Source organism: Mesorhizobium sp. M0276 (genome assembly GCF_040321755.1).
GTDB lineage: Bacteria > Pseudomonadota > Alphaproteobacteria > Rhizobiales > Rhizobiaceae > Mesorhizobium.
This window is the reverse complement of the sequence record NZ_JAMYSC010000015.1, coordinates 107,239-133,040: the sequence shown is the minus strand read 5'-3', so window position 1 is coordinate 133,040 and position 25,802 is coordinate 107,239. Positions and strand designations below refer to the sequence as shown.

At 62.9% G+C, this 25,802-nt stretch carries 29 protein-coding genes; 11 read left to right on the top strand and 18 right to left on the bottom strand.

All coding sequences use genetic code 11. The features are described 5' to 3' along the window. Window positions 1-305: 305 nt before the first annotated feature. Entirely contained in the window at window positions 306-1,340 is a 1,035-nt protein-coding gene (locus NKJ01_RS14500) for an aspartate-semialdehyde dehydrogenase (protein ID WP_352728824.1), read from the top strand. A gap of 171 nt (window positions 1,341-1,511) precedes the next feature. On the opposite strand, the gene NKJ01_RS14495 is transcribed toward NKJ01_RS14500, so the two are convergent. Further along, the gene (locus NKJ01_RS14495) at window positions 1,512-1,919 is read right to left on the bottom strand and encodes an ACT domain-containing protein (RefSeq protein WP_352728820.1); all 408 of its coding nucleotides are present in this window, start codon (window positions 1,917-1,919) and stop codon (window positions 1,512-1,514) included. A gap of 285 nt (window positions 1,920-2,204) precedes the next feature. Between NKJ01_RS14495 and NKJ01_RS14490 the strand changes: the two genes are divergently transcribed. Beyond that, complete coding sequence (locus NKJ01_RS14490) at window positions 2,205-2,468, top strand: YMGG-like glycine zipper-containing protein (RefSeq protein ID WP_023758952.1); 264 nt, start codon at window positions 2,205-2,207, stop codon at window positions 2,466-2,468. An 83-nt stretch (window positions 2,469-2,551) separates the two neighbouring features. On the opposite strand, the gene rpsP is transcribed toward NKJ01_RS14490, so the two are convergent. From rpsP to NKJ01_RS14460, 6 genes are all read right to left on the bottom strand, one after another. Next, complete coding sequence (gene rpsP, locus NKJ01_RS14485; protein ID WP_352728817.1) at window positions 2,552-2,953, bottom strand: 30S ribosomal protein S16; 402 nt, start codon at window positions 2,951-2,953, stop codon at window positions 2,552-2,554. A gap of 53 nt (window positions 2,954-3,006) precedes the next feature. Beyond that, entirely contained in the window at window positions 3,007-3,348 is a 342-nt protein-coding gene (locus tag NKJ01_RS14480) for a chorismate mutase (protein ID WP_023758950.1), read from the bottom strand. Between the two features lie 7 nt (window positions 3,349-3,355). Further along, a complete protein-coding gene (gene ffh / locus NKJ01_RS14475) occupies window positions 3,356-4,939 on the bottom strand; it encodes a signal recognition particle protein (RefSeq protein WP_352728815.1) in 1,584 nt (527 codons plus the stop codon). A 284-nt stretch (window positions 4,940-5,223) separates the two neighbouring features. After that, window positions 5,224-6,180: a CPBP family intramembrane glutamic endopeptidase gene (locus NKJ01_RS14470; protein ID WP_352728813.1), complete on the bottom strand. Its 957-nt coding sequence runs from the start codon at window positions 6,178-6,180 to the stop codon at window positions 5,224-5,226. A 289-nt stretch (window positions 6,181-6,469) separates the two neighbouring features. Continuing rightward, a complete protein-coding gene (locus NKJ01_RS14465; protein ID WP_352728812.1) occupies window positions 6,470-7,069 on the bottom strand; it encodes a DUF1236 domain-containing protein in 600 nt (199 codons plus the stop codon). A 62-nt stretch (window positions 7,070-7,131) separates the two neighbouring features. Beyond that, on the bottom strand, window positions 7,132-8,229 hold the full coding sequence (locus NKJ01_RS14460; RefSeq protein ID WP_352728810.1) for a zinc-binding metallopeptidase family protein: 1,098 nt from the start codon (window positions 8,227-8,229) through the stop codon (window positions 7,132-7,134). A 318-nt stretch (window positions 8,230-8,547) separates the two neighbouring features. On the opposite strand from NKJ01_RS14460, the gene NKJ01_RS14455 reads away from it, so the two are divergent. Next, window positions 8,548-9,345 carry a lytic murein transglycosylase gene (locus NKJ01_RS14455; RefSeq protein ID WP_023758945.1) on the top strand — a complete coding sequence of 266 codons (798 nt, stop codon included), beginning with the start codon at window positions 8,548-8,550 and terminating at the stop codon, window positions 9,343-9,345. A gap of 176 nt (window positions 9,346-9,521) precedes the next feature. Here NKJ01_RS14455 and NKJ01_RS14450 read toward each other — a convergent pair whose 3' ends face one another. After that, window positions 9,522-10,745: an argininosuccinate synthase gene (locus NKJ01_RS14450; RefSeq protein WP_352728807.1), complete on the bottom strand. Its 1,224-nt coding sequence runs from the start codon at window positions 10,743-10,745 to the stop codon at window positions 9,522-9,524. Between the two features lie 202 nt (window positions 10,746-10,947). On the opposite strand from NKJ01_RS14450, the gene NKJ01_RS14445 reads away from it, so the two are divergent. After that, on the top strand, window positions 10,948-11,589 hold the full coding sequence (locus NKJ01_RS14445; RefSeq protein ID WP_023758943.1) for a LysE family translocator: 642 nt from the start codon (window positions 10,948-10,950) through the stop codon (window positions 11,587-11,589). Here the strand turns inward: NKJ01_RS14445 and NKJ01_RS14440 are convergent. Genes NKJ01_RS14440 through rlmN form a run of 3 tightly spaced genes read right to left on the bottom strand, consistent with a single transcriptional unit; the run spans window position 11,561 to window position 13,739 of the window. Beyond that, the gene (locus NKJ01_RS14440) at window positions 11,561-12,043 is read right to left on the bottom strand and encodes a hypothetical protein (protein ID WP_352606088.1); all 483 of its coding nucleotides are present in this window, start codon (window positions 12,041-12,043) and stop codon (window positions 11,561-11,563) included. The genes NKJ01_RS14445 and NKJ01_RS14440 overlap by 29 nt on opposite strands. Continuing rightward, complete coding sequence (locus tag NKJ01_RS14435) at window positions 12,040-12,468, bottom strand: hypothetical protein (protein WP_352728805.1); 429 nt, start codon at window positions 12,466-12,468, stop codon at window positions 12,040-12,042. Before NKJ01_RS14435 ends, NKJ01_RS14440 begins: the two co-directional genes overlap by 4 nt. 35 nt (window positions 12,469-12,503) lie before the next feature. Then, window positions 12,504-13,739 carry a dual-specificity RNA methyltransferase RlmN gene (gene rlmN / locus NKJ01_RS14430; protein ID WP_352728803.1) on the bottom strand — a complete coding sequence of 412 codons (1,236 nt, stop codon included), beginning with the start codon at window positions 13,737-13,739 and terminating at the stop codon, window positions 12,504-12,506. Window positions 13,740-14,010: 271 nt separating this feature from the next. Between rlmN and NKJ01_RS14425 the strand changes: the two genes are divergently transcribed. Further along, a complete protein-coding gene (locus NKJ01_RS14425; RefSeq protein ID WP_023758939.1) occupies window positions 14,011-14,310 on the top strand; it encodes a hypothetical protein in 300 nt (99 codons plus the stop codon). Window positions 14,311-14,471: 161 nt separating this feature from the next. On the opposite strand, the gene NKJ01_RS14420 is transcribed toward NKJ01_RS14425, so the two are convergent. The 3 genes from NKJ01_RS14420 to NKJ01_RS14410 all read right to left on the bottom strand — a co-directional run bounded on the left by NKJ01_RS14420 (window position 14,472) and on the right by NKJ01_RS14410 (window position 16,207). Then, window positions 14,472-14,975, bottom strand: a complete 504-nt coding sequence (locus tag NKJ01_RS14420; RefSeq protein ID WP_023758938.1) for an invasion associated locus B family protein — start codon at window positions 14,973-14,975, stop codon at window positions 14,472-14,474. 267 nt (window positions 14,976-15,242) lie between these two features. Then, window positions 15,243-15,605 (bottom strand): YkvA family protein, encoded by a 363-nt coding sequence (locus NKJ01_RS14415; RefSeq protein ID WP_023758937.1) that lies wholly within the window; start codon window positions 15,603-15,605, stop codon window positions 15,243-15,245. Between the two features lie 308 nt (window positions 15,606-15,913). After that, the gene (locus NKJ01_RS14410) at window positions 15,914-16,207 is read right to left on the bottom strand and encodes a 4a-hydroxytetrahydrobiopterin dehydratase (RefSeq protein WP_352728801.1); all 294 of its coding nucleotides are present in this window, start codon (window positions 16,205-16,207) and stop codon (window positions 15,914-15,916) included. 93 nt (window positions 16,208-16,300) lie between these two features. On the opposite strand from NKJ01_RS14410, the gene NKJ01_RS14405 reads away from it, so the two are divergent. Continuing rightward, the gene (locus NKJ01_RS14405; RefSeq protein ID WP_352728799.1) at window positions 16,301-16,819 is read left to right on the top strand and encodes a low molecular weight protein-tyrosine-phosphatase; all 519 of its coding nucleotides are present in this window, start codon (window positions 16,301-16,303) and stop codon (window positions 16,817-16,819) included. Here the strand turns inward: NKJ01_RS14405 and thpR are convergent. After that, window positions 16,723-17,319 carry an RNA 2',3'-cyclic phosphodiesterase gene (gene thpR, locus NKJ01_RS14400; protein WP_352606082.1) on the bottom strand — a complete coding sequence of 199 codons (597 nt, stop codon included), beginning with the start codon at window positions 17,317-17,319 and terminating at the stop codon, window positions 16,723-16,725. The genes NKJ01_RS14405 and thpR overlap by 97 nt on opposite strands. Before the next feature lie 129 nt (window positions 17,320-17,448). Next, the gene (locus NKJ01_RS14395) at window positions 17,449-18,093 is read right to left on the bottom strand and encodes an arylesterase (RefSeq protein ID WP_352728796.1); all 645 of its coding nucleotides are present in this window, start codon (window positions 18,091-18,093) and stop codon (window positions 17,449-17,451) included. 88 nt (window positions 18,094-18,181) lie between these two features. Here NKJ01_RS14395 and NKJ01_RS14390 point away from each other — a divergent pair, with 88 nt between their 5' ends. The 4 genes from NKJ01_RS14390 to NKJ01_RS14375 all read left to right on the top strand — a co-directional run bounded on the left by NKJ01_RS14390 (window position 18,182) and on the right by NKJ01_RS14375 (window position 23,173). Next, window positions 18,182-18,877 carry an ABC transporter ATP-binding protein gene (locus tag NKJ01_RS14390; RefSeq protein ID WP_352606078.1) on the top strand — a complete coding sequence of 232 codons (696 nt, stop codon included), beginning with the start codon at window positions 18,182-18,184 and terminating at the stop codon, window positions 18,875-18,877. After that, window positions 18,877-21,426 carry an ABC transporter permease gene (locus tag NKJ01_RS14385; protein ID WP_352728794.1) on the top strand — a complete coding sequence of 850 codons (2,550 nt, stop codon included), beginning with the start codon at window positions 18,877-18,879 and terminating at the stop codon, window positions 21,424-21,426. Before NKJ01_RS14390 ends, NKJ01_RS14385 begins: the two co-directional genes overlap by 1 nt. A 227-nt stretch (window positions 21,427-21,653) precedes the next feature. After that, on the top strand, window positions 21,654-22,433 hold the full coding sequence (locus NKJ01_RS14380; protein WP_023758930.1) for a Bax inhibitor-1/YccA family protein: 780 nt from the start codon (window positions 21,654-21,656) through the stop codon (window positions 22,431-22,433). A 161-nt stretch (window positions 22,434-22,594) separates the two neighbouring features. Further along, complete coding sequence (locus NKJ01_RS14375) at window positions 22,595-23,173, top strand: GNAT family N-acetyltransferase (RefSeq protein WP_352728792.1); 579 nt, start codon at window positions 22,595-22,597, stop codon at window positions 23,171-23,173. A 135-nt stretch (window positions 23,174-23,308) separates the two neighbouring features. Here NKJ01_RS14375 and NKJ01_RS14370 read toward each other — a convergent pair whose 3' ends face one another. Further along, window positions 23,309-23,695: a DUF2794 domain-containing protein gene (locus tag NKJ01_RS14370; RefSeq protein ID WP_023758928.1), complete on the bottom strand. Its 387-nt coding sequence runs from the start codon at window positions 23,693-23,695 to the stop codon at window positions 23,309-23,311. Window positions 23,696-24,119: 424 nt separating this feature from the next. Continuing rightward, window positions 24,120-24,905 (bottom strand): DUF1223 domain-containing protein, encoded by a 786-nt coding sequence (locus NKJ01_RS14365; RefSeq protein ID WP_352728790.1) that lies wholly within the window; start codon window positions 24,903-24,905, stop codon window positions 24,120-24,122. Window positions 24,906-25,076: 171 nt separating this feature from the next. Between NKJ01_RS14365 and NKJ01_RS14360 the strand changes: the two genes are divergently transcribed. Beyond that, window positions 25,077-25,748 carry a ceramidase domain-containing protein gene (locus tag NKJ01_RS14360; RefSeq protein WP_352728788.1) on the top strand — a complete coding sequence of 224 codons (672 nt, stop codon included), beginning with the start codon at window positions 25,077-25,079 and terminating at the stop codon, window positions 25,746-25,748. Window positions 25,749-25,802 lie beyond the last annotated feature (54 nt).

The following is a 25,802-nucleotide window of genomic DNA, read 5'->3' as shown; positions in this document are numbered from 1 at the left end:
GAGGTCGCTCGGCAATTGACTCTTGACGCAAACCGCGTAAAAGCCGGCACCGAACAGGATAGTTTCGATGCGCGGCCTTTTGATGGCGTTTCTTGCATTCGACCTCCCTGGCCGCAATGCACATCATTGGGCCGGGCGCGTCGGCGCGTCTCCCCGTTCCAGCAAAACTATGGCCAAAACCACCACCAAAACGGTGTGACTCCCTTGGCCTAACCACCCTCTCCCGGGTCCGGCCCGGGGGACGGAACCCGCATCGGCCAGCGGGTTTCTCCAAAAACCAAGCGGAGAGGGACAGGAGATTTCTAATGAGTTTCAAGGTAGCGATCGTCGGCGCCACGGGCAATGTGGGCCGGGAAATGCTCAACATACTGGAAGAGCGCGGCTTTCCGGTAAGCGAAGTCGTGGCGCTGGCCTCGCGGCGCAGCCAGGGCACCGAGGTGTCGTTCGGCGACCGCACGCTGAAGGTCAAGTCGCTCGACCAGTATGATTTTTCCGACACCGACATCTGCATCATGTCGGCCGGCGGCAACGTCTCCAAGGAATGGTCGCCGAAGATCGGCAAGCAGGGCTGCGTCGTCATCGATAATTCATCGGCCTTCCGCTACGACCAGGACGTACCGCTCATCGTGCCGGAAGTTAACCCGGATGCGATCTCGCTGTTCACGCGCAAGAACATCATTGCCAACCCGAACTGCTCGACGGCGCAGCTCGTCGTGGCGCTGAAGCCGCTACACGACTTCGCCACCATCAAGCGCGTCGTCGTCGCCACCTACCAGTCGGTATCGGGCGCCGGCAAGGAAGGCATGGACGAGCTGTTCACGCAGACGCGCGCCGTGTTCGTCGCCGACACCGTCGACGTCAAGAAGTTCACCAAGCGCATCGCCTTCAACGTCATTCCGCATATCGACGTCTTCCTCGACGATGGTTTCACCAAGGAAGAGTGGAAGATGGTGGCCGAGACGAAGAAGATGCTCGACCCCAAGATCAAGCTGACGGCGACCTGCGTGCGTGTGCCGGTGTTCATCGGCCATTCGGAAGCGGTCAACATCGAGTTCGAAAAGCCGATCACCGCCGACGAGGCGCGGGATATTCTTCGAGAGGCCCCGGGCTGCCAGGTCTTGGACAAGCGCGAGGACGGCGGCTACATCACGCCGTTGGAATCGGCCGGCGAGGACGCCACCTTCATCTCGCGCATCCGCGAGGATTCGACCATCGACAACGGCCTGTCGATGTGGATCGTCTCCGACAACCTGCGTAAGGGTGCAGCGCTCAACGCCGTGCAGATTGCCGAACTTTTGGTCGAGCGCGGCCTGATCCAGCCGAAGAAGAAGGCGGCCTGACGGTCATCAGTTTTCGCTCACGGGCCGTATCGCCGCTGCCGCGGCGGGCCCTCCGCGGGGGCGCCGGACGACCGGCGGCCCGCAGTCGCGGGCTCGGCCTTTGGCCGTTAGCCACTTCTCTCCGTTCACGGGGAGAAGGTCCCGGCAGGGGGATGAGGGGCAGCACCGGCCTCAGATTCGATTTTCCCCCGCCAGCTCTACCAACAGCTCCAGCGCTTCCTCCGCCCGGTCGGCGGGGACGAACAGATGGTCGTGGTAGAAGGCTGAGACAGGATTGACGCCTATGCCGGCGGCGGCCAGGCGGGTGGTGACGGCGGCGAGGAAGCCGACGGCTTCCAGCGACGAATGGATGTTCAGCGTCAGCATCCGGCAGCGGAACGAAGCGGTCAGGCCGGCTGCGCTGGCCGCCTCCTCGGTCACGATCAGCGTCGTTCCCTCGCGCTCGCGGAACACCATCACCGGGTCGAGGCCTCGCGGCTGCGCGACGCCGGGCGCGAGCGTGGCGAAGACATAGGTGCCGGCGAGCAGTTCCGGCGTCATTGATCCCAGCAGTGTCTTCAGATCGGTTTCGCCGGTCATTCTTTCCTCTCGATGGATACGGGCCGCGACGTCCCTCAATATCCACCCGCGAAGGGTGACGATAGCCACTCCGACACGCTGCGCGGGGTGCGCGCGCTGATCCGGCTCAGCCGATAAGCGATATCCCGCATGGCGTTTACATTGGAAGGCCGGCCGCAATCGAAGCTCCGCTGCCTGCTGGAAAGCTAGCCCTTCGCCGGCAATCTCCTTTGGATCAAATCGGCCAGTTGCGAGTTAGGTATTTGCTCGGCGGAGGAGGCGGCTCCTACCTGGAGAGGAACGACAATGAAGAAAACGATGCTTTTGATGGCCTTGCTGGTGCCGCTCGCCGCTTGTTCGCAAACGGAAAAGGGCGCGGCTGTCGGCGGATTGGGTGGTGCTGCCGTCGGTGCGGCGGTCGCCAACAATCCGGTTCAGGGCGCGGTGGTCGGCGGCGCTGTCGGCGCTGTTGCCGGTGCGTTGATCGGCCGGGCGAGCGAACGGGGCGAATGCCGCTACCGCGATCGTTATGGCCGCGTCTACATCGACCGCTGCCCACGCGGATATTGATAGGCCGCGTTCGCAAAGTGATGTCGACATAGCAAAACGGCGGGCCTTCGCCCGCCGTTTTCCTGGATGCGATATGGCAATATTTATTCGGCGGTGGCGGCTTCCGCCTCGACCGGTGCAGCAGTGGCGGCCGCGGCAGCGGCTGCCGCGTCTTCCTGCGCCTTCTTCAGAAGGGCAGCGCGTTCCTGCGCCTTCTTGCCCGGCTCGGCCTTCTTCGGATTGGCGCGGGCTTCGCGCTTGACGAGTCCGGCCTCGTCGAGGAAGCGCAGCACGCGATCGGTCGGCTGGGCGCCATGCGCCAGCCAATGCTTGACGCGTTCGGCGTCGACCTTGACGCGTTCGCCGTCCTTGGGCAGCAGCGGGTTCCACGAGCCGATCGACTCGATGAACCGGCCGTCACGCGGCGAACGGGCGTCGGCGATGACGACGTGATAGTAAGGACGCTTCTTCGAGCCAGCGCGGGCCAGTCGGATCTTCAAGGGCATTTCTGTTCTCCTAAAAATTCTCAGTTCGTTGATCGGGTTTCAGTTGGTTTTCGTCACGCGGTTGGCAGCGAGGTCTTTGTTTCGCCACCGTTCGAAGCGGCGATCTGTTCGTGGTGGCGGATCACTTCGCGGACGACGAAGTTGAGGAATTTTTCCGCGAAATCTGGGTCGAGATGGGCATCCTTCGCCAGCTGGCGAAGCCGGGCGATCTGCTGCTGCTCGCGCGCCGGGTCGGCCGGCGGCAGGCCATGCGTCGCCTTGAGTACGCCGACCGCCTTGGTGCAGCGGAAGCGCTCGGCCAGCATGTGGATGAGTGCCGCGTCGATGTTGTCGATCGAGGCGCGATAGTCGGCCAGGATGGTGCGTGCGTCGGCCATGTCCTTTTCTTCGTTCATGACGTCCTCACTTCTTCTTGCCGAGGCCAGGCAACCCGCCGCCCATTCCGGGCAGACCGGGAAGTTTCATGCCGCCGGGCAGCCCGGGCAGACCACCACCACCGGGAAGCCCTTTCATGCCGCCAAGGCCGGATGCCTGCGCTTGCTTCTGCAAGGCCTCGAGCTGCTTGGGGTCCATCTTCGACAGGTCCGGCATGCCGCCGCCCATCATGCCGCCCGGCATCATGCCGCCGAGGCCCATTTTGGAGGCGAGGCCACCCATCATGCCGCGCATCAGGCCGCCGCCTTTGCCCTTGCCGCCCATCGCCTTCATCATGTCGGCCATGCCGCGGTGCATCTTGAGCAGCTTGTTGATTTCGGCCGCGTCGGTGCCGGAACCGGCGGCGATGCGCTTCTTGCGCGAATGCTTGAGCAAATCGGGGTTGGCGCGCTCGGCCTTGGTCATCGACGAGATGATGGCGAGCTGGCGGCCGAACATCTTGTCGTCGAGACCGGCGGCAGCCATCTGGTCCTTCATCTTGCCCATGCCGGGCATCATGCCCATGATGCCGCCCATGCCACCCATCTTCGACATCTGCTGAAGCTGGCTGGCGAGGTCGTTCAGGTCGAACTTGCCCGACTGCATCTTCTTGGCCATCGCCGCCGCCTGTTCGGCATCGATGTTTTCGGCGGCCTTCTCGACGAGCGAGACAATGTCGCCCATGCCGAGAATGCGGTCGGCAATGCGCTTGGGGTGGAATTCCTCCAGCCCGTCCATCTTTTCGCCGGTGCCGATCAGCTTGATCGGCTTGCCGGTGACGGCGCGCATCGAAAGTGCCGCGCCGCCGCGACCGTCGCCATCCATGCGGGTCAGCACCAGGCCGGTGATGCCGACACGTTCGTCGAAGCTCTTGGCCAGATTGACGGCGTCCTGGCCGGTCAGCGAGTCGGCGACCAGCAGGATCTCGTGCGGGCTCGACACCTTCTTGATGTCGGCCATCTCGACCATCAGCGGCTCGTCGATATGGGTACGGCCGGCAGTGTCGAGGATGACGACGTCGTGGCCGCCGAGCTTGGCCGCCTGCACGGCGCGGCGCGCGATGTCGACCGGCGACTGGCCGTCGATGATCGGCAGCGTGGCGACCTTGACCTGTTCGCCGAGCTGACGAAGCTGCTCCTGCGCGGCAGGCCGCCGGGTGTCGAGCGAGGCCATCAGGACCTTCTTGTTCTGACGCTCGGAAAGGCGCTTGGCGATCTTGGCCGAAGTGGTCGTCTTGCCGGAACCCTGCAGGCCGACCATCATGATGACGACCGGTGCCGGTGCATTGAGATCGACGGCGACGCCCTCGGCGCCGAGCATGTCGACCAGCTCGTCATGGACGATCTTGACGACCATCTGGCCGGGCTTGATCGATTTCACAACGGCGGCGCCGACGGCCTTCTCGCGCACCTTGTCGGTGAACGAGCGCACCACTTCCAGCGCCACGTCTGCCTCGAGCAGCGCACGGCGCACCTCGCGCAGTGCTGCCGAGACATCCGCCTCGGACAGGGCACCGCGGCCGGTGAGGCCGTTCAGGATGGAGCCAAGACGCTCCTGAAGCGATTCAAACATTCTTTTTCCTTTTCCCAGGCAAGCGGTGCCCGAGAGGTAATGCGTTCGCGCCAAGTGTCCAAGTCTCGTGGCGAGCAAAAGCCAAAACCAAAACGCACCCGGGGGCGCTCAGCGCTGCCGGGTGTTGGCCTCCAGGATCGATTTACAGCACTTCACCTCGAAGAGGTTTCGGCGTCCTGGTCGGCTTGCTCGGAGGGATACTCGTCGCGGAATTCGGGGTGTAGACAGGAAATCGGCGCCAGAGTCAAGACAAGCGCAGTTTCGCGTTGTACCCCGGGCTGCAATCAGGCCGAGCTTGCTCTATCCGGAAGCTCGGCGGCAACCCTGAGCGGCGAGCGCGGATGCAAAAGCAGCACGATCGTCAGCAGGCTGCAGCCGATTCCGATGAAGGCGATGAGCACTGCATCAGCTGTCGTCCAGCCCGGCCCTTCGAGCGGCTTGGCGTTGAACAGGGCGAAGGAATTGTAGCTCTCCTGATGCGAGATCAGCAGGAAGCCGGTCAGATTGTTGCCGAGATGAGCACCGAGGGCGGCGCCGAGATTGCCGGTGGCATAGACGACAACGGTCAGCAGCAGCGCGAAAGCGGCGATCGAGGCGAGAACGCAGGCGTTGATGGCGGCGGATGAGCTGGGGCTCCAATGCAGCGCGGTGAACAGCAGGGCCGGCAGCAGCGCCCAGATGTACGGGCTGCTGAACCGGTTGGCCAGGCCCCGCAGCAGATAGCCGCGGAACAGCATCTCTTCCGAAGATGTCTGCAGCCAGGTGAGCGCGACGATCGGCATTGCAAACAGCAGCCAGGATGACAGGCTGATCGGACCGCGCGCGATCTCGGGCTGCAAGAGATAGAGCAGGATCTCGGAGACAAGAGAGGTGATCGGCACCGCAATCAACCCCTTGAGAAAGTCCGATCGCGACACGCGGCGGCTGACGCCGAGCAGCGCCGAGAGCTTCTCGCGGTGGACCCAGCGCATGGCGATCCACAGGCCGATCCAGATGCCGGCAAACGACGCAAGCGCGGTGAGGATGCCGAGGGGCGAGGAGAGAAACCCATGCACGCCGGATGGCGTCGCCGCACCGGCCTGCCAGGCAAAGAACGCATAGATGCCGCCGAACAGCACGGCCATCGTCGTTGCGGCCCAGAACAGGATGATTATCGCGGTTCCCAGGAACAGGCGCGGCAAGGTCGTCCTGGTGTTGGGTGAGCGCCGATAGCGTTCGAAGGCGGCCGAATCGATCGTCACGCTGGTTCCTTGCCGAATTCATTGCCTGTTGATCTAGAGCATTTCACCGTTTCACGAAAACGGCGAACCGCTCTAACTCTATGTTTTGACGCAATTCCGGACGGAAAACCGCGTCACGCTTTTCCTTGAATTGCTCTAGCCGGGGGCCGAGAAAATCGGAATCGATTTCGCAAGGGAGCATTCGCGTCTAGGAGATCGCAACACGTCCATCGATGGCCCGCGTGGCAGCACGGCTCTGCCTGGCAGTCAGGCGGTCGCTGAGATTGCGGCCGCCTTATGCAATTCTCTGTCAGCGTACCACGTACATGATGCGCCGCGTCTGCGGGTCGATCAGCGCCCGCTGGCCGTTCACGTAGACATAGCGATAGTCGTAGTTCGGGATTTCGCGCAGCTCGACGGTGTCCGGCAAGATCGCGCCGGTCACCACCTCGCCGTCAAGATAGACTGGATCGAGGCGATGCGTGTCGACATAGGTCCGGACCTCAGCGGGAGGCGGGGGAAATTCATCCACGACCGGATCGCTGGTGATGATCGCGCCGGTGTAGTCGGTCGAATAGTCGCCAATGTCGTCCGGGGGCGAGACGACGGCAACGCTGGAACGGCGTTGCGTCAGCACCACCCGGCTGCCGCCGGAACTAGTCGTCACATAGTCGGAATAGACCCAGCCCTGGCCGCCCGCCTCGGCGATGGTGCACCATTTGCTGTTTTCGATGCAGCCATTGAGCGTCGCCGACTGGCCGGCGGCAAGCACGCCAATGACAGGATATTGCGGGCCGGGCCCGGCGCGGACGTTGAGATCGGTAACCGCGGAGACGGCGGTGTCGGCAAACGCGGTGCCCGACATCACGGTCAGCATTCCGGCGACCGCCGGAAACAGTAGGGATTTCATGGCTTTTCTCCGTTTCATGGTCCCTCGCCTGCGAAAACGGATCAGCGGCGCATGCGTTCCCGCTAAACGGCCTGCGCCAACTCACGATTTGTTCCCTTTTCTTTCGGCAAATCGGTCAGAAGTTCGTGAACGAAGACCAGTTTCCGTGCCGTCATGTCCGAAATGACGAAAGGGTAGAGATCGGGCAGGCCCATGCAGCGGTTGATCGAATTGGAAGCTTCAGACAGCACCAGCCAGCGGGCGAGGATCTTTTCGAAAGGCTCGGGCGCGGTCCCCGGCTCCGAAGGTGCCGCTTGCAGCTCGCCGCCGGTATCGCCCCGCGGCAAATCGTTGGCTTCCACCGTCTCCAGCCGGCCGAGCGGGAAGTTCAGCGCGTGGACCATCTCCAGCGTGTCGGTGATATGCAGATGGTGGGCCCATGTCTCGGCCCAATCCTCCCATGGGTGCGAGGTGGCATAGGCCGAGATATGGCCTTGCTGCCAGTCGGGCGCGGCACCATTGGCATAATACGACTTCAACGCCTGTTCGTAGTCGGGGCGCTCATCGCCAAACAGCGCACGGAACGCTTCCAGCCTCCGCGGATCGTCGCGGATCAGGCGGTCCCAGTAGTAATGGCCGAGTTCGTGACGGAAATGGCCGAGCAATGTGCGATAGTTCTCGCCCATCTCGACGCGCCGCTTCTCGCGCTCGGCTGAATCCGCCTCGGCGACGTTGAGCGTGATCAGGCCATTGTCGTGGCCTGTCAGGATGCGCTCGCCGCCGGGCCCGCCGCCGATCGGATCGGCGAGAAAGTCGAAGGCCAGCCCGACCTCGTCGGCAGGGCTCAGCTTGGGCGCAACCGGCAGTCCGAAGGCCAGCAGCGAATAAATGGCACGCTTCTTCGCCGCCTCGACGCGTATCCAGCGCCGGCGGTTGCCGTCGACGGAAAGATCAGGGATCAATTGGTTCAGTACGCAGGCGCGGCAAAACCCCTGTCCGGGCTCGGCCATCCAGTTGCAGGCGCATTCGTCGGCATTGGTGCACTGGAAGACGCCGTCGAGATCCGACAGCGCAAAACGGGCGTGCTCCGGATCGTAGAGCACGAGGCTCCTGCAGTTCAGGCACTGGGCGTTCTCGAAGTAGAGGCGGTGGCCGCAATGCGGACAGTCGAAGAGTTTCATGTCGGTCTCTAACCTTCAGAGCCAGCATATCCAGGGCGGCAGGTGCCCAACGCGGACCGCCCACCGGCGTTCCATATATCGAGGCTATTCGCCGCAAGATGCCCGCCGCCAGCAGGGCCCAGGCTGTGTTAATACCCACCGAGCCGGCGCCGATGATCACGATATCGACGCCTTTCGTGGGGCCGCTTGCCACAATAATCACTTGATCGTAGGCAAATTCCACGGCATTCGCCAGCAATGCAGCGGCGACAGTGACAAGGGCGTGTTTCGCTGGCAAGTTCGCAATTGGGACGTGATTCAGGCAACCAGGAGAACAACATGGCATTTCTTGCCAAGGGAAAGATGTTTGCAGCAGCCGTGGTGTCGGTGCTTGCGCTGGCGACGGGCGCGCAGGCGGGAGCCAGCTGCGGCAAGACCGGCGCCGGCTTCGAGGCTTGGAAGCCCGAGTTCGCTGCGCAGGCCAAGTCCGAAGGTGTGGGCGCCAGGGGTCTGGCCGCTCTGGCCGGCGCGACCTACGCAACAAAGACGATCTCAGTCGACCGGGGCATCCACAAGGCCTTCAGCGGCTCGGTGGACGATTTCATGAAACGCCGTGGCGGGTCCGCGATCATTTCCAAGGGCCGCGCACTGAAGAAGGCGAACGCGGCACTGTTCGACAAGATCGAGGCGAACTACGGCGTGTCGCCGGGTGTGTTGCTCGCCATTTGGGGCATGGAGACCGGCTTCGGCTCCGCCATGGGTAACCAGAATACGGTCTCGGCAATTTTGACGCTTGCCTATGATTGCCGCCGCCCGGAATTCTTTTACCCGCATGCCATTGCAGCCCTGAAGCTGGTTGATCGTGGGGCGTTGACAGCCTCGTCGGTCGGCGCTGCCCATGGCGAGATTGGCCACACGCAGTTCCTGCCTGGAAATGTCTTGAAGTACGGCGTCGGCGGCGGAAACCTGCGCGACAAGGCCACCGCGTTGGCGTCCACTGCCAACTTCCTCAAAGGTCATGGCTGGCGGGCCGGTGCCAGTGCGCAGTCGAATATCGGCGCGATCGCCGGCTGGAATTCCGCGAGCGTCTATCAGCAGGCCATCGCCCGCATCGCCACGGCGATAGACGGCGACTGAGAGCTGGCATCTTCGACAAGAGGCCCGGCCATGCGCCGGGCCAACTGAGGCAATCACTTCAGTTTGAACCCGTCGCTATGCAGGAGAAGTGCGCGGCAAGGCGATGAGGGGCAGCGCCTTGCCGACAATCGGGCTCGGCAGGGACGCCGGGTTTGCTCGAGGCGGCAGGTTGAAGGTCACCCCTTGCGGTTGCGCGCCGCGAGCGTCCTGAGCCGCAGCGCGTTGAGGCGGATGAAGCCGGCGGCGTCCTTCTGGTCGTAGGCACCACGGTCGTCCTCGAAGGTGACCAGCGCATCGGAATAGAGCGTCTTCCTGGACTTGCGGCCGGTGACCATGACGTTGCCCTTGTAGAGCTTCAGCCGGACCGTGCCTTCGACGTCTTCCTGGCTCTTGTCGATCATCGCCTGCAGCATCAGCCGCTCGGGTGCGAACCAGAAGCCGTTGTAGATCAGCTCGGCGTAGCGCGGCATGAACTCGTCCTTGAGGTGGGCGGCACCGCGGTCGAGCGTGATCGATTCGATAGCACGGTGCGCTGATATCAGGATGGTGCCGCCGGGCGTCTCGTAGACACCGCGCGACTTCATGCCGACGAAGCGGTTTTCGACGAGGTCGAGCCGGCCGATACCGTTGTCGCGGCCGAGATCGTTGAGGGCTGCCAGCATGGTTGCCGGCGACAGCTTCTTGCCGTTGAGGGCGATCGGATCGCCCTTGAGGAACTCGATCTCGATCTCGGTGACCTTGTCCGGCGCATCCATCGGCGAAACGGTGCGCTGGTGGACGAATTCCGGCGGCTCGGTCCATGGGTCTTCCAGCACCTTGCCCTCGGAAGAGGAGTGCAGGAGATTGGCATCGACCGAGAACGGGGCGTCGCCCTTCTTGTCCTTGGGCACCGGGATCTGGTGCTGTTCGGCGAAATTGATCAGGTCGGTACGCGACTTGAACGACCAGTCACGCCATGGCGCGATGACCTTGATGTCGGGGTTGAGCGCATAGGCCGATAGTTCGAAGCGAACCTGGTCGTTGCCCTTGCCGGTGGCGCCGTGCGCAATCGCGTCGGCGCCCGTCTCCCTGGCGATCTCGACCAGATGCTTGGAGATCAGCGGCCGCGCGATCGAGGTTCCGAGCAGATAGGTGCCCTCATAGACGGTGTTGGCGCGGAACATCGGAAAGACGAAGTCCGAGACGAACTCCTCGCGCACGTCGACGACGCGGATGTCCTTGATGCCCATCATCTCGGCCTTGCGGCGGGCCGGCTCGAGTTCGCCGCCCTGGCCGAGATCGGCGGTGAAGGTCACGACCTCGGCGCCGAGTTCGGTCTGCAGCCATTTCAGGATGATGGATGTGTCGAGGCCGCCGGAATAGGCGAGCACGACTTTCTTGACGTCTTTGGCTTTTGACATTGGACGGTTCCGCGGCTGAGTTCCTGGCGGGCGAGGTATCACGCCGTTTCCGGGCTGCGCAAGAGATGAAGGGCGTGCGGCGAAACAAGATCGCAACAGGACAGCCGATTGAGAAGCGCTGGATCAGCCCTCGGCCGCCCAGTCGCTGGCTGTGAAGGACTGTATCCTCTATAGCTTGCGTGTTCTTCCCAGAGGGCCGCTCATGTCGTTCATTCCAGACACCGCCACGCTGATCCAGTTCGCCATCGCCACCGTCATCCTGGCGATCACGCCGGGGCCGGACATGACCTTGTTTGTCTCGCGTACGCTGAGCCAGGGCCGCGCCACCGGCTTCGCCTCGATGGCCGGTGCGCTGTGCGGCACGCTGATCCACACCACGCTGGTTGTGGTCGGCGTCTCGGCGCTGATCGTCGCCTCGCCGATGGCCTTCTTCGTGCTGAAGATCTTTGGCGCCGGCTATCTCGTCTTCCTGGCCTGGCAGGCGGTCACCAGGGGCTCGGCCTTTTCGCCGGAGAAGAAGACAGGCCCCGAGATTTCGCTGCTGCGCAGCTGGGCGGCGGGTCTTGGCGTCAATCTGCTCAACCCGAAGATCATCCTGTTCTTCATGACCTTCCTGCCGCAGTTCGTCTCCGCGCATGACCCGAACGCGCCGGGAAAGCTGTTTTTCCTGGGCACGATGTTCATCGTGCTGGCGATCCCGGTGACCGTGCCGATGGTGCTGGCGGCGGAAAAGTTCTCGGCGGCGATGAAAGCCAGCCCGCGCGTAACGCGGGTGGTCGATTATCTCTTCGCCGGCGTGTTCTCCGCCTTTGCGCTCAAGATCCTGACGGCCCAGGCGAAGTAGGGGCGTTCTCGCCGTTCCACCAGCTTCCGGCCCAGCGCCCGGCGCTGAGCCAGTAGAAGATGCCGCCGACCATGCCGCCGCCAATCACCGCCATGATGGCGCTGGTGTCCCTGACCGCGAAGGTGGCATCGCTGGGATGGTCGACGAAGCCGAGGAAGACGCCGGCAACCACGGCGCCCGCCAGCGCATAGAACAGCCAGTCGCGCCGGCCGAGGATTTCGGCGACCAGGATGACGACGCAAGCCGGCATCAGGGCGAAATAGGCGACGAACAGGGCGACGAAGGGAATTGAGAAATACAGCGAAGCCGTCGCCGTCGGCTGGGCGTGCTCCGGCGTATAGCCCAGCGATGCCAGGAACAGGACATTGAGGAAGGCGCTCGCCGCCAGCGAGGCGACGGCATAGCCGAACAGGATGACGGCGAAACGGAGGAGGTAGCCGACGAGACGGGTCATCCCAAATCCCGGCCCAAATCTCGCCCTAAATCCCGGGCCATGCCGGACTTGCGCCCGGCCAGAAGCCAGTAGACCGAGCCGGCGGCAATGCCGGCCGTGGCCAGAAAACCGAGAAAGCCCGGATTGAAAACAAAGCTGCCGGCCGAGCGCGGCATGGATACGCCAAAGGCGATCGACGTGATCGCACCCGTGGCGGCGAAGTAGAACCAGCCCCGAAGCGACAACCGTTCGGCAACGAAGAGCGCAGGGCCGACGATCAGCAACGCGCCGATCGTCACGGTCAGCACAGCGAGAGGGAAGGAGCCCAGCCAGTCGAAGGCGAAGATGATGAACCAGTTGCCGTCTTCGATGCCTTCCAGAAGAGCGATCAGCAGAACGGGGACCAGGATCGAGGTGAGCACAGCGGCGAAATAGCCGACGGCCATCGTGGCGAGGCGCTTCAGCCAGGCGAGGCGGCGGCTCACGCCTCGCCGTGCCCCGCGATCATCATGGCCTCCAGCGCCAGCCGGTCGACCTTGCGCATGCGCTCGGAGTCCGATTTGAGCTGGCCGCAGGCGGCCAGGATGTCGCGGCCGCGCGGCGTGCGGATCGGCGAGGCGTAGCCCGCATTGTTGATGTAGTCGGCGAATTTCTCGATCGTCTCCCAGTCCGAGCACTGGTAATTGGTGCCCGGCCACGGGTTGAACGGGATCAGGTTGATCTTGGCCGGAATGCCCTTGAGCAACTTGATCAGGCCTTTTGCGTCCTCGATGGAATCGTTGACGTCCTTCAGCATCACATATTCGAATGTGATGCGCTTGGCGTTGGAAAGGCCGGGATAGGCGCGGCAGGCGGCGATCAGGTCCTTCAGCGGATACTTCTTGTTGATCGGCACCAGCAGGTCGCGCAGATCGTCATTGGTGGCGTGCAGCGAGATCGCCAGCATGACGCCGATCTCGTCGCCGGTGCGGAAAATTTCCGGCACGACACCGGAAGTCGACAGCGTGATGCGCCGTTTGGACAGCGACAGGCCATCGCCGTCGGAGGCGATCAGCAGGGCCTTCTTCACCGCCTCGAAATTGTAGAGCGGCTCGCCCATGCCCATCATCACGACGTTGGAGACTTTGCGGCCCTCGGCTGGCACGATGGCGCCGTCGGGCGTGTCGCGGTCCGGAAAATCGCCGAGCCGGTCGCGGGCTGTGAGCAACTGGGCGAGGATTTCCTCTGATGTCAGATTGCGCACCAGCTTCTGCGTGCCGGTATGGCAGAACGAGCAGGTCAGCGTGCAGCCGACCTGAGAGGAGATGCACAGCGTGCCGCGGCCTTCCTCGGGAATATAGACCGTCTCGATCTCGACCGGCCGGCCGGCGCCGCGCGGCGGAAAGCGGAACAGCCATTTGCGCGTGCCGTCCGAAGAAATCTGTTCCTCGACGATTTCGGGCCTGGCGACGGTGAAGTGCTTGTCCAGTTCGGCGCGCAAATCCTTGGAGATGTTGAACATGCCGGCAAAGTCGGAGATACCGCGCACATACATCCAGTGCCAGAGCTGCTGGGCCCGCATCCTGGCCTGGCGCTCTGGCACGGTTCCCGAAGCGACAAGCGCCTCGCCGAGCTCAGTGCGCGTCAGGCCGATCAGCGACTGCTTTTCGGGCAGCGCCGCACGGGCACGCAACGCGTCACGGGCGCCTTCGGTGGTGATATCGAATGAAAGGGTCATGGTTGCACTGATATAAGCGGTTTGCGGCCGATTTCACGCATCGTGCCGGACATGAAGCGCGGCGCATAGCACAGGTTGGGGGCAGAGTCATGCGGTGGGAATGCAAACCCATGGATGCATGGCCGACGGCCCGCTGCGGCTATCTGGCAACCTTGCCCTGTCCTCCTGCTGCAAGGAAACGATCACATGATCGTGTTTGCGTAACGATTCCCATCGCGCCTTCGAAATCTGAATGGGGCAACTTTGCCTCTACAAAATGGGAGTACGCAGAATGAACTCTATCAAGCTAGCCCTCATTGCCGGCCTCGTCGGCCTTTCCGCCTCGCAGGCATTTGCCGAAGACGCGATGGGCACAATGACCATGATGAAGAGCGGAGAGGTGACGGCGATCATGCCGGATGGGCACATGGGCACCATGAAGCCGGATGCGAAGATGGCGGCCGAGATGATGAAGATGGCAAAGCCGATCAAGCACTGCATGATGATGATGACCGATGCCAAGGGCAAAGCGTATATGATCGATACGTCGACCAAAAAGGCTCAGGCCGAATGTGAAAAAATGGCCATGTAAGACTGAACCCGTCAAGATCGAGACCCGCTGGCACACGCCGGCGGGTCATTCCGATGCGGGGTCCAAATCCCCCGCCGGGCCTTTGATCTAAAGCGCTGATGTCCGGCCTCGGGGAGCCGGTCTTCGCTATTGCGCCATAGGCTATCGGGGTGGGCGCCAGCCTATTTGCACTTGGCGATCGACGTCAGCGCAGCCGAAATGCCCTTCAGCGAGAAGACATAGGAGGTCGGGTTGCCGCGGCCGGACTTCGCCGTCACCTTCATATCGGTGCCGGTCTTCATGGCGGCGATCAGCACCGGCTCCTCGGCGGCGTTCTCGACCCAGGCCGACTTGCCGCGCGTGAACATCGAGAACGACTTCTTGTCGATGGTGACGGTGGCCTTGGAGCCTTCCTGGAAATTGTAGCCGGCGATGAATTGCGGCTCGTAGGACACTTGCTGGCCGGGCCGCTGGCTGACGAAGAAGAACATGTCGCCATGGTCGAGCGTCGGCGGCTGCTTGTCGGTCGGCACGGTCAGGACATAGCAGACCTTGCCGCCCGATGCCTGGTAGCTGTAGGTGCCCCAGGCATTGTGCTGGCCGATCTTGGTCGCCGACTGAGCCAGTGCCGGCGCTGCCGCGGCGACCAGGACCAGGCTCGAAACTATAGCAATCAATCCGCGCATCGTTTTTCCCGTATTCCAAAGGTGCGGCGGCAGGCCGGCTCGGCGTCCTGCCCGTCGCTTCATTTTGATTTAATCTGGGTTACCAAACAGTGAATTTCCTTTGAGAAAGGAATCCCACCCCAAGGAAACCGCCGCCATTCCCGCGCCGCCGCCTTGCGAGCGAGTGGCGCGACGTCCCTTTGGCGACTTGGAGGCCACGAAAGCGGCAAGAGTTTGACTTTCATGCCGCCGCCGAAACCGGCCTAAATGGCGCTTTCGTGCGCCTGTTCAGCCCTTGTCGGCGATGGCGTCCTTGGCAGCCTGCCGGTGCGCAGGGGTGATGTGGGCGCTGACAGCGGTGATCGCGGCGGTGAGCACGGCGATGTCATCGGTGAAACCAAGCCCGAGGATGAAGTCGGGGATGACATCCACCGGCAGCACGAAATAGCCGAGCGCGGCCAGCAGAATGCCCTTGGCGCGCAGCGGCGTGTTCTTGTCCATGGCGCAGTAATAGGAGGCGACGACCTCTTCCATGAACGGGATCTGCCGCGCGGCCTTCTTGGCTGTCCGCCAGAATTTCTCGCGCACTTCATTCTCGTCGGCGAGCTTGCCGCCAAAGCCGAAGAAATCAAAACCGGATTGTCGCGCCATCAGTGTCTCCTAGCAGGACTCATGCGCAACCCGGCACATGTCGGCGAGGCGAAATGTGGTGAAAGGCGACCCCTACTGCAAGATACCGGCCCATTCCTCGACCCGAAAATCGGAATCGGCGTTTGCCGCGCGGACCAACGGTTCAGCGGGATGCCGGCCTACAAAGGCGCTCGTCAGGCTGGCAATCGCCTCTTTGGAGATTGGCGGAAACGCCCCTCCCGTCGTCATTCTAGGGTCTGCGCCGCGTCGCTTCGCTCGTTGCTTCGCCCGTGGATGACGAAGCTGGGGTTGCGCACGTTTGGACCTCCCTAACCGGCAAAGCGGTTCATCTTCTTGGCCAGATCGATATCGAGCGCGGTCACACCGCCGGCATCGTGCGTGTTGAGCGTCACGTCGACGGTCTTGTAGACATTCGACCAGTCGGGATGATGGTCCATCTTCTCGGCGGCGAGCGCAACGCGGGTCATGAAGGCGAAAGCCTCGGAGAAATTCGCGAAGGTGAACGTGCGCTTGATGGAGGTACCATCCGCAGCCGGTGCCCAGCCTTCGAGCCCGACCAACGCGGCGGCGATTGCGTCCTTGCCCAGTTTTTCTCTCGTCATGTCAGCTTCCCGTGTTATTTCGGCTGAAAGACTGTCTGGAACCCTGGCGAGTTTCGAAACCGTCTCTGGAGTCCCTACCATAGTGTCGGATCGATGAGCGCAAAGCCCATAAATTCCATTCTTTTCGTCTGCCTCGGCAACATCTGCCGGTCGCCACTGGCGGAGGGCGTCTTTCGTGCCGTGCTGGCGGAGCGTGGGTTGGGCAGGAATATCCTGCTCGATTCAGCCGCCACCAGCAGCTGGGAAGCCGGCGCGGCGCCCGATCCACGCTCGATCGCGATTGCGGCGCGTCACGGTGTCGACATTTCCCGACAGAGGGCGCGCAAGGTTACGCCGGAGGATTTCTCCCACTTCGACCTGATTCTCGGCATGGACCGGTCGAATGTCGCCGACCTGAAAGCGTTGGCGCCAGCAGCCATGCGCGAGCGGGTGCAACTGTTCCTTGAATTCGCAGACGGCAAGGCACGTGATGTGCCGGATCCCTATTATGACGGGGCGGAAGCTTTCGCTTCGGTCTACCGCATGATCCGCGAGGCATCGGAAGCGCTGGCGACAAGGCTGGAGGCGCGGGCATCTGTGCCCGACAGCGGCCAAGCTTCCTCGACGATGTAGGGGCCGCCCCCGACCGAATCGCGCGACGACATCAATACGAAGCGACCGATACGAAACGGCAGCGTCAAGAAATTGCCGCGCGCCGACAGATATTGGGCGACGTCCAGCGGGGTCGAATTGCGCAGCCTTGCAAGTGTGACATGCGGCATGAACTTGCGGGGGTCGGCTGGGATGCCGAGCCGCTGGCAGATGCGGTCGATTTCGCCCTGAAGGGCGGCAAGATCGGGCGAGGTGGAAACGCCGGCCCAAACGGCATGCGGCTTTTTCTGGCCGAAGGCACCAACGCCGGACAGGGCCAGCGAAAAGGAAGGGCGGTGGACGCGGTCGAGCGCGTTGGCGATCTCGTCGGCGACGTGACCAGGTACATCGCCGATGAAGCGCAGTGTCAGATGGTAGTTCTCGACATCGATCCAGCGGGCGCCGGGCAGGCCGCCCCGCAGCAGGGACAGCGAAAGGGCAGCGTCACGCGGTATTTCGAGGGCGGTGAAAAGACGCGGCATGAAGAGCCTCCCTTCCTCGAATCGAACTGTCACCTCTAGCGAATCATCGATAGTCAAACGGGGCAAGAGGTTTGTTGGTCACAGTCCCTGTTAAAAAGCTTCCCTAACGGAAAGAGCTCCAGTCCCACCTTATGAGCTGCCCGGCACCGCCGCGATGGCCTTCTCGACCGCCGGCAGGATACGTTCTACCATCTGGTCGACGCCTTGCGCGCTCGGATGCAGGCCGTCCTCGAGCTGCATGCCGGGCTGGCCGGCAACGCCGTCGAGAAAGAACGGGTAGAACGCAACGTCGTATTTGTCGGCTAGGCCCGGAAATATGGCATCGAAGGCGTTCTGGTAGTCCGCGCCGAGATTGGGCGCGGCGCGCATGCCGGCCAGAAGCACGGCGATCTTGCGTTCTTTCAGCCTGCCCAGCATCTCGTCCAGGTTCTTCCTGGTGATGTCGGGCGAAACGCCGCGCAGCATGTCGTTGGCGCCGAGTTCGAGGATGACCAATTGCGTGCCATCCGGCACCGACCAGTCGAGCCGCGCCAGGCCGCCGCTCGTCGTGTCGCCGGAGACGCCGGCATTGGCGACGGTCACATCATGGCCTTTGGCGCCAAGCGCTGCCTGCAGCCTGTCGGTAAAGCCCTGGCCTGGCCCAAGGCCGAAGCCCGCCATCAAGCTGTCACCGAAGCCGACGATCTTGAACGGCTCGGCACGCGCCGACGACATGGCGCCGCAAATGGCGAGGAAAACGCCGAGGCCTGCGGCAATCCTGCGTTTGAAAGACATGCGGTAGGCCCCATATGAGCAAGGAATTTTTCCGGCGACGGCTTCCGGCAAGCAGAACCCTCATCCTCGCATATAGGACGCTTTCATTTTGACAGAAGCCGTCATTGGGCTAAAAAACGTATCGCTGACCCTTGGCGAGGGGGCCTCATTGGTCCATGTGCTGAAGGACGTCAGCCTCGACGTGGCGCCCGGCGAGGCGACCGGCATCGTCGGACCCTCGGGCTCCGGCAAGTCGACATTGCTGATGGTTCTGGCTGGCCTGGAAAGGGTCGATTCGGGTACGGTACGAATTGCCGGTGAGCTGCTCAACGGCAAAAGCGAGGACCAGATTGCTTCGTTTCGTGGCCGAAACATTGGCATCGTGTTCCAATCCTTTCATCTCATTCCCAACATGACGGCGCTCGAAAATGTCGCGGTGCCGCTGGAGCTGGCCGGCCATGCCGATCCGTTTTCGGTTGCGGCGCGCGAGCTGGCGGCGGTTGGCCTCAGCGAACGCGTCACCCACTATCCCGGCGAATTGTCGGGCGGCGAGCAGCAGCGCGTGGCGATAGCCCGCGCACTGGCGCCGTCGCCACGCATTCTCATTGCTGACGAGCCGACCGGCAACCTCGACCAGGCGACGGGGCGGCAAGTCGCCGATCTATTGTTTGCCAAGGCGGCCGAGCGCGGCATGACGCTGGTGCTGGTCACCCATGATCCGGCGCTTGCGGCGCGTTGTTCACGCCAGGTTTCGATGCGGTCGGGCAGGATCGAAGCGCCGGCGCTCGCCAAGGTGACAGCTTGATGCCGTTGTCGCAGACGCTGAGGCTCGCGGTTCGCTTCTCGCTGCGCGAGATGCGAGGCGGCCTGTCCGGCTTCCTCATCTTCCTCGCCTGCATCGCGCTCGGCGTCGCGGCCATCGGCGGCGTCAACTCGGTGGCGCGTTCGATCACCACCGGTGTCGCCAATCAGGGCCAGACGCTGCTTGGCGGCGATCTCCGCTTCCAGATCAACCAGCGTGACGCCAGCAAGGCCGAACGCAATTTTCTTGACGGGCTGGGCGCGATTTCCAGAACCGCCAGCATGCGTTCGATGGCGCGTCTCGCCGACGGGTCCGACCAGGCGCTTGTCGAGGCCAAGGCTGTCGACGATGCCTACCCGCTCTACGGCGCGCTGGACATCGAACCGGAATTGTCGAAGCAGGAACTGTTCGGTGAAGAGTTCGGCGTCTTCGGCGCCGCGGCCCCTGACGTCTTGTTCGAGCGGCTGCATCTCAGGATCGGCGACCGGCTGAAGCTCGGCACCGCCACTTTCGAACTGCGTGCCAGGCTGGCCGCCGAACCGGATGCCGTCTCCGACGGCTTCGGCTTTGCGCCGCGGCTGATGATCTCGACCGAAGGGCTGGCGGCCACCGGTTTGATCCAGCCCGGCAGCCTGGTCGAAAATGCCTACAAGATCCGCCTGCCGGCGGACGCCGACGAGGCGCGGCTCAGGGCCATCCAGGACCAGGCGGCCAGGGATTTTCCGGAGGCCGGCTGGTCGATCCGCACGCGCAGCAACGCCGCTCCCGCGCTGTCGTCCAACATCGAGCGCTTCTCGCAGTTCCTGACGCTGGTCGGGTTGACGGCGCTGGTGGTCGGTGGCGTCGGGGTCGCCAATGCGGTGCGCGCCTATCTCGACGGCAAGCGCGGCGTCATCGCCACCTTCAAGAGCCTGGGCGCTTCGGGTGGCTTTGTCTTTGCCGTCTATCTGGTGCAGATCCTGATTATCGCCGCGCTCGGCATCCTGCTTGGCCTGGTGCTTGGCGCGCTGATGCCGTTCGTGGCCGGCGCTGCTCTTCATCAGGTCATCCCGGTGCCGGCGGAGGGCGGCTTCTATCCCGGCGCGCTCGGCATGGCGGCACTGTTCGGTCTGCTGGTGACGCTGGCCTTCGCGTTGCTGCCGCTCGGCCGCGCCCGCGACGTGCCGGCCACCGCGCTGTTTCGTGAGATGGGGCTTGAAGGCCGTGGTTCTCCACGACCTGTCTATGTCGCGGCGGCACTCGGCATTGCGCTGCTGCTGGCGGCACTGGCAATTCTATCCTCGGACGATCAGCGTATCGCCTCGATCTTCGTCGGTGCCACCATCTTCGCTTTCCTGGTGCTGCGCCTTGTCGGCGCGCTGGTGCAATGGGCGGCCAGGAAGAGCCCGCGTGTGCGGTTCGTGGCGCTGCGGCTCGCCATCGGCAACATCCATCGGCCCGGCGCCTTGACGCCATCGGTTGTGCTGTCGCTGGGACTTGGGCTGACGCTGCTGGTGACGCTGGCGCTGATCGACGGCAATCTCAGGCGGCAGATCTCCGGCAGTATGCCGGAACGGGCGCCGAATTTCTTCTTCGTCGACATCCAGAGCAGCGATGTCGCTTCCTTCTCGGCGCTGATCGGCAAGGAGGCGCCGCAGGGGACGCTGGCCAAGGTGCCGATGCTGCGCGGCCGGGTGATGGCGCTGAACGGCGTCGATGTCGACAAGGTGAAGGTGCCGGCGCAAGGCGCCTGGGTGCTGAAGGGAGATCGTGGCCTGACCTACGACGCCAGGCAGCCGCAAAACGCGACGCTGACCGAAGGCAGCTGGTGGCCGGACAATTATAGCGGCGAGCCGCTGGTCTCGTTTTCGGCGCAGGAAGGCAAGGAGATCGGGCTGAAGCTCGGCGACACCATCACCGTCAATGTGCTCGGCCGCAATGTCACGGCCAGGATCGCAAATTTCCGCGAGGTCGAGTGGGAAACGATGGGCATCAATTTCGTCATGGTGTTCTCGCCAAACACATTTGCGGGCGCGCCGCATGGCTGGATTGCGACGCTGACCGAAAAGAATGCCTCCGCGGCCGACGACGCCCGCATCCTCAATGCCGTCACCCGCGCCTTCCCGGCGGTGACGACGGTGCGGGTCAAGGATGCGCTCGATGTCGTCAACCGGCTGGTCGGGCAGCTCGGCACGGCGATCCGGGCGGCCGCCGGCGTGGCGCTGATCGCGTCGGTGCTGGTGCTGGCCGGCGCGCTTGCCGCCGGCAACCGGGCGCGCATTCATGACGCGGTGGTGCTGAAGACGCTTGGCGCGACACGCAGGACTTTGATATCGGCCTTCTCCCTCGAATACATGCTGATCGGGCTCGCCACCGCGATCTTCGCCTTGGCCGCAGGCAGTGCCGCGGCCTGGTTCGTCGTCGCGCGCATCATGACATTGCCGTCGCATTTCCTGCCCGAGGTGGCGGTGGCAACCATTCTGTTCTCGCTGGTGATCACGGTCGGCATTGGTCTCGCCGGCACCTGGCGGGTGCTCGGCCACAAGGCAGCACCGGTGCTGCGCAACCTGTGATCTCGGGCACGAAACGGCCGTCCCGGATTAAATCTTGGTAAGAATTCCGTCTGGGAAGCCGGAAAATCGACGCTTCGTTGTCTCACGAACCGTTACATCCGGTTACGGTCTTGTTCTTGACGCGAATAACCATCATATTTCGCGACAGGCATGCTGGAGCCCTGCCAGCGGCGCCTGGGTCTGAAAGGGCCTGACACCGGACGGGGCAGAAGCAATAGAGGACTTCAATGGCTGATCCCATTCGCAACTACCAGACGCGCGCCGTGCCCGGCGTCGGTGTCGGTGCTGACATCGATCAGGGCCTGCGCGCTTACATGATCAAGGTCTACAATCTGATGGGGCTTGGCCTCCTCATCACCGGTCTTGCCGCTGTCGGCACGATCATGTTGGCCACCACCACCGATCCGGCTTCGGCTGTCGCGACGCTGTCAAGCGGCGAAATGCTGACCTCCTTCGGCTATGCGATCTTCGGCTCGCCGCTGAAATGGGTCGTGATCTTCGCCCCGCTGGCTGCGGTGATGTTCCTGTCGTTCCGCGTTCAGTCGATGAGCGTTTCGGCGGCGCAGACTACCTTCTGGGTCTATGCGGGCCTTGTCGGCCTATCGCTGTCATCGATCTTCCTGGTCTACACCACGGCCAGCATTTCGCAGACCTTCTTCGCTACGGCCGCGGCCTTCGGCGCGCTGTCGCTGTTCGGCTACACCACCAAGCGTGACCTGACGGCGATGGGTTCTTTCCTGATCATGGGCGTGTTCGGCATCATCATCGCGTCGGTGATCAACATCTTCCTGCACTCGTCGGCGCTGTCCTTCGCCGTGTCGGCGGCTGGCGTGCTGATCTTCGCCGGCCTCACCGCCTATGACACGCAAAACATCAAGGAGATGTATTTCGAGGGCGATGCTTCGGATGTCGCCGGCCGCAAGGCCATCATGGGCGCCTTGAGGCTCTATCTCGACTTCATCAACCTGTTCATGTTCCTGCTGCAGTTCATGGGCGACCGCCGCTAGGCTTTCTAAGCTGGACCGGATCTTTTCCGAAAACCGGTTTCAGCTTTTCGAGATCATGTTCTGACTGGACCATCGAGTTCCAAAGGGCGGCCCAACGGCCGCCCTTTTCTTTTATACCGGCCTTTGCTGTTATCGAAGGCAGACAAGGGCGCGGATAGAGAATGAGCAATGTCACGATACGGCTCGCGACAGCGGCCGACCTCGATCGGATCACGGAAATCTATGCCGACGCGGTGACTCAAGGCACGGCGAGCTATGAGCTGGAGGCGCCCAGCCGCGCGGAGATGGGCTTCCGATTCGACAGTTTGATGGCCGGCGGCTTTCCCTATCTGGTGGCGGAAAAGAACGGTACCGTGCTCGGCTATGCCTATGCCGGTGCCTTTCGGCCGCGCCCCGCCTACCGCTTCATCGTCGAGGACTCGGTTTATATCGCGCCGGAGGCCAAGGGCCAGGGCGTAGGGCTCAAGCTGATGCAAAGCCTGATCGAGGCGGTGGAAGCAGCTGGCTTTCGCCAGATCATCGCGGTGATCGGCGATGGCCATGCCGACAGCGCCTCGGTACGGCTGCACGAGAAGCTCGGCTTTCGCCATTCGGGACGCCTTGAAGGTTCCGGCTACAAGCACGGGCGCTGGCTGGACACGGTGTTCATGCAATTGTCGCTGAATGGCGGGGCATCGGCGCCGCCCGATCCCGAATCGCTGCCGGAGCGGAAGTTCCGCGAGGGGCTTGGAGGGAAATGAACTGAGGAAATGAACTGAGGAATTGAAGAATTGATGAACTGAAGAATAAGAGAAACAGCGGCTAATGAATCGCGCTGGGCTTCTCAGTTCATCAGTTCTTCAATTCTCCAGCTCATCAATTCCCCTGCCTCCAGTTCAGGCTTCGACCAGCTTCAGCTTGCTGTCGAATATCCCAAGCACGCGGCCGAGTTCCTGGCCGCGCTTCAAGATGCGGCCGCCGGCGGCGATGACGGCAAAGGCCCCCTGCTTGCGGGCCAGTTTCGGATCCTTGACGATCTGGAACAGCGGCACTTCGCTGGTGCGGCGAAATACGGAAAACACAGCACGGTCGGTGAGATGATCGATGGCGTAGTCGCGCCATTCGTTGGCGGCGACCATGCGTCCGTAGAGCCTGAGGATCTGGTCCAGCTCACGCCGGTCGAACCGCACCGGCTGATCGAGGCGCGCGTGCCGCGCCTCGTGCAGCGGGATCAATATTGCGGATGCGTCCCCATCCCCAGTCCCGCCGCTGTCATCGGTCATGCCTCGATCCTTCAAAATGAATCTTTGCCAACCAAAGTTGGCGTGTTCGCGGTTGAATTGCAAGGCCCGGCGAAGCAGGGCGGCACTGCGCTGTTTTCGCAACGTCCAGTCACTTTTATGAAACGCCTTGTTGGAATTGGTGATGCTTCGCCACATTTCTGCCTTTTTTTATCCGCGCTCATGCCCCAATGTCCGACGAATTTACCGGCGTTGCCTGAGACGGTTCGGTCCGGCACCGGCTCGTAAACCCCAAGCCCCCCGCCCACGGGTCTGCGTCGGATCGAACCAACCTCGGTTCTTCTTCGGAAGAACCGGGTGCGACGATCCCAAAACCTAAATGACCGACGTCAGAAGCAAGCTGGCGTCGGTCTTTTCATATCTGGGGCACTTTCCATCTCCCCTTGTGGGAAAAGGGAAGTGGCCTCTAAGGCTTGTGAATAAACGCAGCGCCGAGAATGGGACCGGGCAGGCCATCCTTGCCGACCGACTGCAGCAGCACGGCACAGCCGCCCTTCTTGGTGATCTCGCTCATCGGCAGTTCGTAGCGCTGCGCCTTGCCGTGCCACATGCCGGCGGTCTGGATGCCGGTGACCGCGTTCCAGTAAGTCATCTTGCGACCGGTGTTCTCGCCCTCGCCGATCTTGATCGTCTGCGGCGGGTCGAAATAGACGATGACGACATGGGCATCGCTGGGACCGCTGCCGGCATCGCCGGCGTCTATCATGACGCGGTCGCTGGTGCGGCTGACCTTGATGGCGACGCGCATGCCTTCGCCGCTCCTGGCCATGCGGGCGAGCGCGCCGTCGACCTCGCCGCGGCTGGCGCCGTTGACGTGGACGCGGCCGTTGATGACGGCCTGCGGCGTATAGACGGAGCGGGTGCCGAAGGCGCGCATATAGTCATATTGCCGTTCGGTGTTCTCCTTGCGGCTCAGCGTGTCCTGCCAGCCGAGATAGTCCCAGTAGTCGACGTGATAGGCGAGCGCGACGATGTCTTCCCGGGCGGCGAACTCGGCGAACAACACATCTGCCGGCGGGCAGGAAGTGCAGCCCTGGCTGGTGAACAGCTCGACCACCCCAAGTGGTCTTTCGATCTGGGGCCTTTCGATCCGGGGCCTGTCGGACTCGTCGGCACGCCCGGCGCCGGCAAACGCCGAGAAGGCCAGCGCAAGGGCTGCCAGCCACAATGATTTTCGCGAGGCCATGGCCATTCCGATTCCCGCCGGTGGTGCCGGCTTTGTCTTGATTGCTGAAATATGTGGCAGAAGCGGAAGTCAACGGGAAGTCACGTTGCGGTGAAATTTTGCCGTTGCAGCCGACCGCAACGGCACAATAGGAGAAGCTCTGCGCTTCAGGATGGAAGCGATTCGGGCGGCATCACGATGTGGCAAACTTTTTTGACGCCGGTCGATCTCTATTGCGAGCGGACCGGGCCGGAATTCTGGTCCGAGCCGATCAATGCGCTGACAAACCTAGCCTTTATCGCGGCAGGCCTGTGGGGCGTGCGCGAGGTACGAAGCCTGGGCACGGGGACCTTCGCCGAAGTGCTGGCCTGGTGGGTGGTGGCGATCGGCATCGGCTCGGCCGTCTTCCACACCTTTGCCACCAAGGGCACGGTCTGGGCAGACGTGCTGCCGATAGCCGGCTTCACGCTGGCCTATACGTTGTTCAATCTGCGCCGCTTCCTCGGCATGCGATGGGGCAAGGCCATAGCCATCTTCATTGCCTTCTACGTCATTGCCGGGGCGATAACTGTGGCCGTGCCGGACTGGCTTCGCCAGGCCTCCAACGGCACGACTGGCTATCTGCCACCGTTCCTGGCGCTCGCCTTCTTCGGTGCGCTGGTGGCGGCGAGCGGCAATCGCGCCGGCTGGTACAATCTGACGGGCTCGGCGATCTTCGTGGTGTCCGTCATCTGCCGCACGATCGATCCGCTGGTCTGCGGCAGCTTTCCGATCGGCACGCACTTCCTCTGGCACATCTTCAATGGGCTGATGCTCGGCGTGCTCCTGGCAGCAGCGGCGCGTTTTGGGGCGCCGAAGGCTGGGCAGTAGGCAGTAGGCAGTAGGCAGTAGGGGACTCTATTCCCTACTGCCTAGCCTCTATTC